At 67.9% G+C, this 5801-nt stretch carries 8 protein-coding genes and 1 pseudogene; 8 read left to right on the top strand and 1 reads right to left on the bottom strand.

What is annotated here, in order from left to right; translation table 11 throughout:
* The coding region (locus tag KBZ04_RS14380) for a hypothetical protein (RefSeq protein ID WP_409995987.1) at positions 1 to 288 on the bottom strand (288 nt) is incomplete at its 3' end.
* A gap of 2 nt (positions 289 to 290) precedes the next feature.
* On the opposite strand from KBZ04_RS14380, the gene KBZ04_RS13775 reads away from it, so the two are divergent.
* The 8 genes and pseudogenes from KBZ04_RS13775 to KBZ04_RS13740 form a co-directional block, all read left to right on the top strand.
* Positions 291 to 1514, top strand: a complete 1224-nt coding sequence (locus tag KBZ04_RS13775) for a class I SAM-dependent methyltransferase (protein WP_254992474.1) — start codon at positions 291 to 293, stop codon at positions 1512 to 1514.
* 46 nt (positions 1515 to 1560) lie between these two features.
* A complete protein-coding gene (locus tag KBZ04_RS13770) occupies positions 1561 to 2034 on the top strand; it encodes an ATP synthase subunit I (RefSeq protein WP_254992473.1) in 474 nt (157 codons plus the stop codon).
* Between the two features lie 53 nt (positions 2035 to 2087).
* A complete protein-coding gene (gene atpB / locus KBZ04_RS13765; RefSeq protein ID WP_094585565.1) occupies positions 2088 to 2816 on the top strand; it encodes a F0F1 ATP synthase subunit A in 729 nt (242 codons plus the stop codon).
* A 154-nt stretch (positions 2817 to 2970) separates the two neighbouring features.
* Positions 2971 to 3216, top strand: a complete 246-nt coding sequence (gene atpE, locus KBZ04_RS13760; protein ID WP_015110594.1) for an ATP synthase F0 subunit C — start codon at positions 2971 to 2973, stop codon at positions 3214 to 3216.
* A gap of 100 nt (positions 3217 to 3316) precedes the next feature.
* The gene (locus KBZ04_RS13755) at positions 3317 to 3799 is read left to right on the top strand and encodes a F0F1 ATP synthase subunit B' (protein WP_254992472.1); all 483 of its coding nucleotides are present in this window, start codon (positions 3317 to 3319) and stop codon (positions 3797 to 3799) included.
* On the top strand, positions 3796 to 4323 hold the full coding sequence (locus tag KBZ04_RS13750; RefSeq protein WP_254992471.1) for a F0F1 ATP synthase subunit B: 528 nt from the start codon (positions 3796 to 3798) through the stop codon (positions 4321 to 4323). The genes KBZ04_RS13755 and KBZ04_RS13750 overlap by 4 nt, the downstream gene beginning before the upstream one ends.
* Positions 4323 to 4871 carry an ATP synthase F1 subunit delta gene (atpH, locus tag KBZ04_RS13745; RefSeq protein ID WP_254992470.1) on the top strand — a complete coding sequence of 183 codons (549 nt, stop codon included), beginning with the start codon at positions 4323 to 4325 and terminating at the stop codon, positions 4869 to 4871. The genes KBZ04_RS13750 and atpH overlap by 1 nt, the downstream gene beginning before the upstream one ends.
* Before the next feature lie 62 nt (positions 4872 to 4933).
* Positions 4934 to 5801 (top strand): annotated as a pseudogene (locus tag KBZ04_RS13740) (F0F1 ATP synthase subunit alpha); the annotation flags it as partial.

Below are 5801 nucleotides of genomic sequence, written 5' to 3'. Positions count from 1 at the left end.
AAAGAAGGTGGTCAGGGCGTCCAGTTCGCCGCCGTCGGGGAAACGGTCCTGCTGCTCCGCCTTCCGGACGCTGGAGAGCGGCAGGGTGTCGTAGCGCTGGGGGGCGACCCTGGTGCTGCCGCTGCTGGCGGTCACGGTCATGAACGAGAGCGAGCCGGGCTGGGTCACGTTACGGCTGCCCCCCTGGCCCCCCGGCGGGGGATGAACAAATGTTTGCAGCCTTCCCCGGGGCTCAGGCTGAACGGCGGTCGGCGCCGTGGAATGCTGCCGGAACCCGCACCAAGGCACTGATGGATCACCCCCCGGAGGCCCCGCTGGATGCCGCCACGTCGGTGGTGAGCGCCTTCTACGACCGCTTCCCCTACCCGGGGGACCCTCTCCAGGACGGTCCACCACCGGGATACAACTGGCGCTGGTGCGTGGACAGCGTCGTGGCGGCCGTGGACGGGGCCCTGCCGCCGGCGCCGCGCCCCTGGCGGATCCTCGACGCCGGCTGCGGTACGGGGGTGAGCACCGACTACCTCTGCCATCTCAACCCGGGCGCCACCGTGCTGGCGGTGGACATCAGCGCCGGTGCCCTGGCGGTGGCCCGGGAGCGCACCGCCCGCTCCGGAGCCGCCGGCCAGGTGGCGGAGCTGCGCATCGAGCAGCGCAGCCTGCTCGACCTGGCCGGGGAGGGCCCCTTCGACTACATCAACTCGGTGGGGGTGCTGCATCACCTCGACCAACCCGAGCTGGGTCTGCGCGCCCTGGTCCCCCTGCTGCGGCCGGGGGGCCTGCTGCACCTCTTTCTCTATGCCGATGGAGGGCGCTGGGAAATCCACCGCACCCAGCGGGCCCTGGCCCTGATGGGGGTGGGCACCGGGCCGGCCGGCCTGCGGCTGGGGCGGGAGCTGTTCCACACCCTGCCCGAGTCCAACCGCCTGCGGCGGCACCACGAGCAGCGCTGGGCCCTCGACACCGGCGCCGATGCCAACTTCGCCGACATGTACCTCCACCCCCAGGAGACCAGCTACGACCTCAAGGGCCTGTTCCGTTTCGTCGATCAGCCCGGGGTCCGCTTTGCCGGTTTCTCCAACCCGGAGGTCTGGGATCCGGCCCGGTTGCTGCAGGGGGAGCTGCTGGAGCGCGCCCGGGCCCTGCCGCCGGCGCAGCAGTGGGCCCTGGTGGAGAGCCTCGATCCCGACATCAGCCATTTCGAGTTCTTCCTGCGGCGCCAGGACGGCGACGGGGCTCCGGATGCGGTGCCGCAGCCGTGGAGCGATGCGGCCCTTCTGGCGGCTGGCGGCGAGCGCAACCGTTGCCTGTGGGGCTGGCCATCCACCGCGCTCCTGGGGCCGGAGCTGCGCCCCCTGACCATCACCGAGCCGGAGCTTGCCCTGATGGAGGCCCTGGAGGCCGCCCCCGCCGGCACCCCGATCGGGGCGCTTCCGGTGGCCCTGGGCCCCCAAGAGCGGCTGGCGGCGGCGCGGCGACTGCTGGTGGAGCAGGTGCTTCTGTTGCTTAGAGCCTGAACGGGCCAAGTGATAAAGTCCGCACGCCAAGACGGAGCCTCGACGGTTGCAGGCTGCCCTGACCCCCTCTCCGGATGCCGTTCCCCCTGTGGAGACGTCGGCCGAAGCGGTCGCAGGACATCCGGCCAACGACGCCCCTCCCCTGCCTGAAGACGCCGACGTTTCGTCGTCGGTGGACAACGGTATGGACGGTTACCTGCGGCTGCAGCGCCGGATGCTTCTTTCCACGGTCTGTGCCACCGCCCTGGCGGTGCCCATCACGGCCCTGTGGTTCGACCTTTCCACCGCTTTCAGTCTGCTGGTGGGAGCCCTGGCGGGTCTCCTGTACCTCCGGCTCCTGGCCCGCAGCGTCACCCGCTTCGGCGTCGAAACCAAGGGGGTGGGCAAGGCCCAGCTGCTGGTTCCGGTGGTGCTGGTCCTCGCGGCCGCCAGGCTCCCCGTCCTTGAGATCCTGCCGGCCCTGGTGGGTTTTCTCCTCTACAAACCCGCCTTGATCGTTCAGGCCGTCCTCGACACCTGATTCTCCTTTCAGCCGCTTCGGCGGCACCGACGTTCCGCCAGGTCCTATCCCCGATGGCTCCGTTGCCCCTTGCCCTTCCCTTCGCCGCCCTCGAGGTCGGCCAGCACCTCTACTGGCAGCTCGGCAACTACAAGATTCACGGCCAGGTCTTCCTGAGCTCCTGGGTCGTGATCGGCGCCCTGCTGGCCGTTGTGGTGGTCGGTACCCGCCGCCTGGAGCGTGATCCCAGGGGCGTGCAGAACCTGCTGGAGTTCCTCTGGGATTACCTGCGCGACATCGCCCGCGAATACATCGGCGAGAAGGCCTACCGCGACTGGCTTCCCTTCATCGGCACCCTGTTCCTGTTCATCTTCGTGAGCAACTGGGGCGGTGCCCTGATCCCCTGGAAGCTGGTCCACCTGCCCAGCGGTGAGCTGGGTGCTCCCACCGCCGACATCAACACCACCATCGCCCTGGCCCTGCTGGTGTCGCTGGCGTACTTCTATGCGGGCCTGAGCCGCAAGGGTTTCCGGTACTTCGAGTACTACGTGGAGCCCACGCCGATCATGCTCCCTTTCAAGATCGTCGAGGACTTCACCAAGCCCCTCTCGCTCTCCTTCCGTCTGTTCGGCAACATCCTGGCCGACGAACTGGTGGTGGCGGTGCTGGCCTTCCTGGTCCCCCTGGTTGTGCCCCTGCCGGTGATGTTCCTCGGCCTGTTCACCAGTGCGATCCAGGCCCTGATCTTCGCCACCCTGGCCGCCTACTACATCGGTGAGGCGGTCCACGAGGAGCACCACTAGCTCCTGCCCCCGCTGGGCCGGTCCCCCGGTCTGGCAAACTCCTTGCGCGCAGGTCCGGCACGATCCGGGCCCGCCTTCCCAGGTGTCCCCGGCGCAGGGTTCTCGACAAGGTTCCTTCCGCGCTTCCCCGGCGCCCCACATTTCTAACCCCACCATGGATTCCCTTACTTCCGCTGCGTCTGTCGTGGCTGCTGGTCTTGCCGTCGGTCTCGGCTCCATCGGTCCTGGCATCGGCCAGGGCACCGCTTCCGGCGGCGCCGTCGAAGGCATTGCCCGTCAGCCCGAAGCCGAAGGCAAGATCCGCGGCACCCTGCTGCTCTCGCTGGCCTTCATGGAATCGCTCACCATCTACGGCCTGGTGGTCGCTCTGGTGCTGCTGTTCGCCAACCCCTTCTCCTGATCGGAGGCCGTCGCGGGGATGAGCGGGCCGCGCGTTCGTTGCGGCCCTTCTCCACCCCCGGCTCCATCCACGCCTCTACCACCGCCCGCCTTATTGCCCCATGACCAGCTGGCTTCTGCTTGCCGAGGCAGGTGCGACCGCAGGGTCGCCCGAGGGAGGTCTCTTCGACCTCGATGCCACCCTGCCGCTCATGGCGCTGCAGGTGGTGCTCCTCACCTTCATCCTCAACAGCCTGTTCTTCCGACCGGTCGGCAAGGCCGTCGAGGACCGTGAGGGGTACATCGCCACCAGCCGTACCCAGGCCAAGGAGAAGATCGCCCAGACCGTCCGCCTCGAGGCCGACCTCAAGGAGCAGCTGAAGGGGGCCAGGCTTGAAGCCCAGAAGGTGATCCTGGAGGCCGAGCAGGATTCCGACCGCCTGTATCGCGAGGCCATGGCGGTGGCCCAGGCCGAAGCCATCGCCAGCCGCGAAAGCGCCCGCAGCAAGATCGATGGCCAGCGGGCCGATGCCCTGAGCGTTCTTGAGGCCGATGCCGACAGGCTTGCCGACCTCATCGTCGACCGTCTTCTGCCCGCCTCATGATGACCCCCACCCTCCCGTCGCTCCTCGCGAGCCACGGCACCTTCGGCCTCAATCTCGACATCTTCGAGACCAACATCATCAACCTGGCGATCGTGATCGCCGGTCTTACCTGGTTTCTGCGGGGCTTCCTCGGCGGAATCCTGGAGCGTCGCCGGGAGCGCATCCTCGGCGAGCTCAAGGACGCCGAGGAACGCCTGAGCGTCGCCACCGCGTCCCTCGCCGTGGCCCAGAACAGCCTGGGTGAGGCCCGTGCCCGCGCCGAGCAGATCCGCGCCGAAGGCAAGGTCCGCGCTGAGGCCATCCGCCTTGAGAACGAGAAGCGCACTGTCGAGGAGATGGCGCGGCTCAAGCAGGACTCCAAGTCCGATATGGATTCGGAGGTCTCCCGCGTCAGCAAACTGCTCCAGCGCGAAGCCGCCGAGATGGCGATCGCCAAGGCCCTCGCCAGCCTCCCCGGCCGCCTTGATGCCAGCACCCAGGCCCAGCTGATCGATCAGTCCATTCAATCGATGGGGAACGCCTGATGCCTCTGCTCAACACCATCACCACCCCCTACGCCGACGCCTTCCTCCAGGTCTGCGACGCCCATGGGGACACCGACGCGGTGATCGACCAGGCCAGGGCGATCCTGTCGCTGTGGCACGACTCCAGTGACCTGCGCGAGGCGATGGCCTCCCCGGTCCTGGAGGTCGAAGGTAAGAAGGCGGCCCTTGAGCAACTCTTCGGCGCCAGCATCTCCCCCTCCTTCCTCAACCTGCTCAAGCTGCTGGCCGACCGCCAGCGCATCGGTTACCTCGATGCCGTCCTGGAGCGGCTCCTGGAGCTCTACCGCGAGCAGAACCAGATCGCCCTGGCCACGGTGACCTCCGCCAGTCCCCTGAGCGACGACCAGCAGGCCCTGCTCGCCGAGAAGGCCAAGGTCGTGGCCGGCACCGACAAGGTGGAGATCAGCCTCGCGGTGGATCCTGCCCTGATCGGTGGGTTCGTTCTCAGTGTCGGCTCCCGGGTGATCGACGCCAGCCTCGCCGGTCAGGTGCGGCGCCTCGGCCTGACGCTCGCCAACGTGAGCTAGCGCCTCGCTCCCTTTCCCCTCTCCTTCTCACTTCATCGCCTCCCCTCCGGGGACTCCCACCCATGGTTTCCATCCGCCCCGACGAGATCAGCGCCATCCTCAAGAAGCAGATCGCCGACTACGACAAGTCGGTGTCTGTCAGCAACGTCGGCACCGTCCTGCAGATCGGTGATGGCATCGCCCGGGTCTACGGCCTGGAGCAGGTGATGGCCGGAGAGCTGGTCCTGTTCGAGGACGGCACCGAGGGACTGGCACTGAACCTTGAAGACGACAACGTCGGCGTCGTGCTGATGGGCGAGGGCCTGGGCATTCAGGAAGGCAGCACCGTCAAGGCCACCGGCCGCATCGCGGCGGTGCCCGTGGGTGACGCCATGCTGGGTCGGGTGGTGAACGCCCTGGGCCAGCCGATCGACGGCAAGGGTGAGATCCCCACCACCGAGACGCGCCTGATCGAGTCGATGGCGCCCGGCATCATTCAGCGCAAGTCGGTGCATGAACCCATGCAGACCGGCATCACGGCGATCGACGCCATGATCCCCATCGGCCGCGGCCAGCGGGAGCTGATCATCGGCGACCGCCAGACCGGCAAAACCGCCATCTGCATCGACACCATCCTCAACCAGAAAGGTGAGGACGTGGTCTGCGTCTATGTGGCCATCGGCCAGAAGAACGCCTCGGTGGCCAACGTGGTCGAAGTGCTCCGCGAGCGCGGCGCCCTGGATTACACCGTGGTGGTGGCGGCCAGCGCCTCGGAAGCGGCCGCCCTCCAGTACCTGGCCCCCTACACCGGCGCGGCCATCGCCGAGTCCTTCATGTATAAGGGCAAGGCCACCCTCGTGGTGTACGACGACCTCACCAAGCAGGCCCAGGCCTACCGCCAGATGTCCCTGCTGCTGCGCCGTCCCCCCGGTCGTGAGGCCTACACCGGCG

Source organism: Cyanobium sp. N5-Cardenillas (genome assembly GCF_024345515.1).
Classification (GTDB): Bacteria; Cyanobacteriota; Cyanobacteriia; order PCC-6307; family Cyanobiaceae; genus Cyanobium.
The sequence above is the reverse complement of the archived record's forward strand: the minus strand, read 5'-3'. Positions and strand labels throughout refer to the sequence as shown.

Coding starts and splice junctions, on each gene's coding strand:
- atpH (WP_254992470.1), top strand. CDS start 4,323: ATGCCTCTGCTCAACACCATCACCACCCCCTACGCCGACGCCTTCCTC.
- atpE (WP_015110594.1), top strand. CDS start 2,971: ATGGATTCCCTTACTTCCGCTGCGTCTGTCGTGGCTGCTGGTCTTGCC.
- KBZ04_RS13755 (WP_254992472.1), top strand. CDS start 3,317: ATGACCAGCTGGCTTCTGCTTGCCGAGGCAGGTGCGACCGCAGGGTCG.
- atpB (WP_094585565.1), top strand. CDS start 2,088: ATGGCTCCGTTGCCCCTTGCCCTTCCCTTCGCCGCCCTCGAGGTCGGC.
- KBZ04_RS13775 (WP_254992474.1), top strand. CDS start 291: ATGGATCACCCCCCGGAGGCCCCGCTGGATGCCGCCACGTCGGTGGTG.
- KBZ04_RS13750 (WP_254992471.1), top strand. CDS start 3,796: ATGATGACCCCCACCCTCCCGTCGCTCCTCGCGAGCCACGGCACCTTC.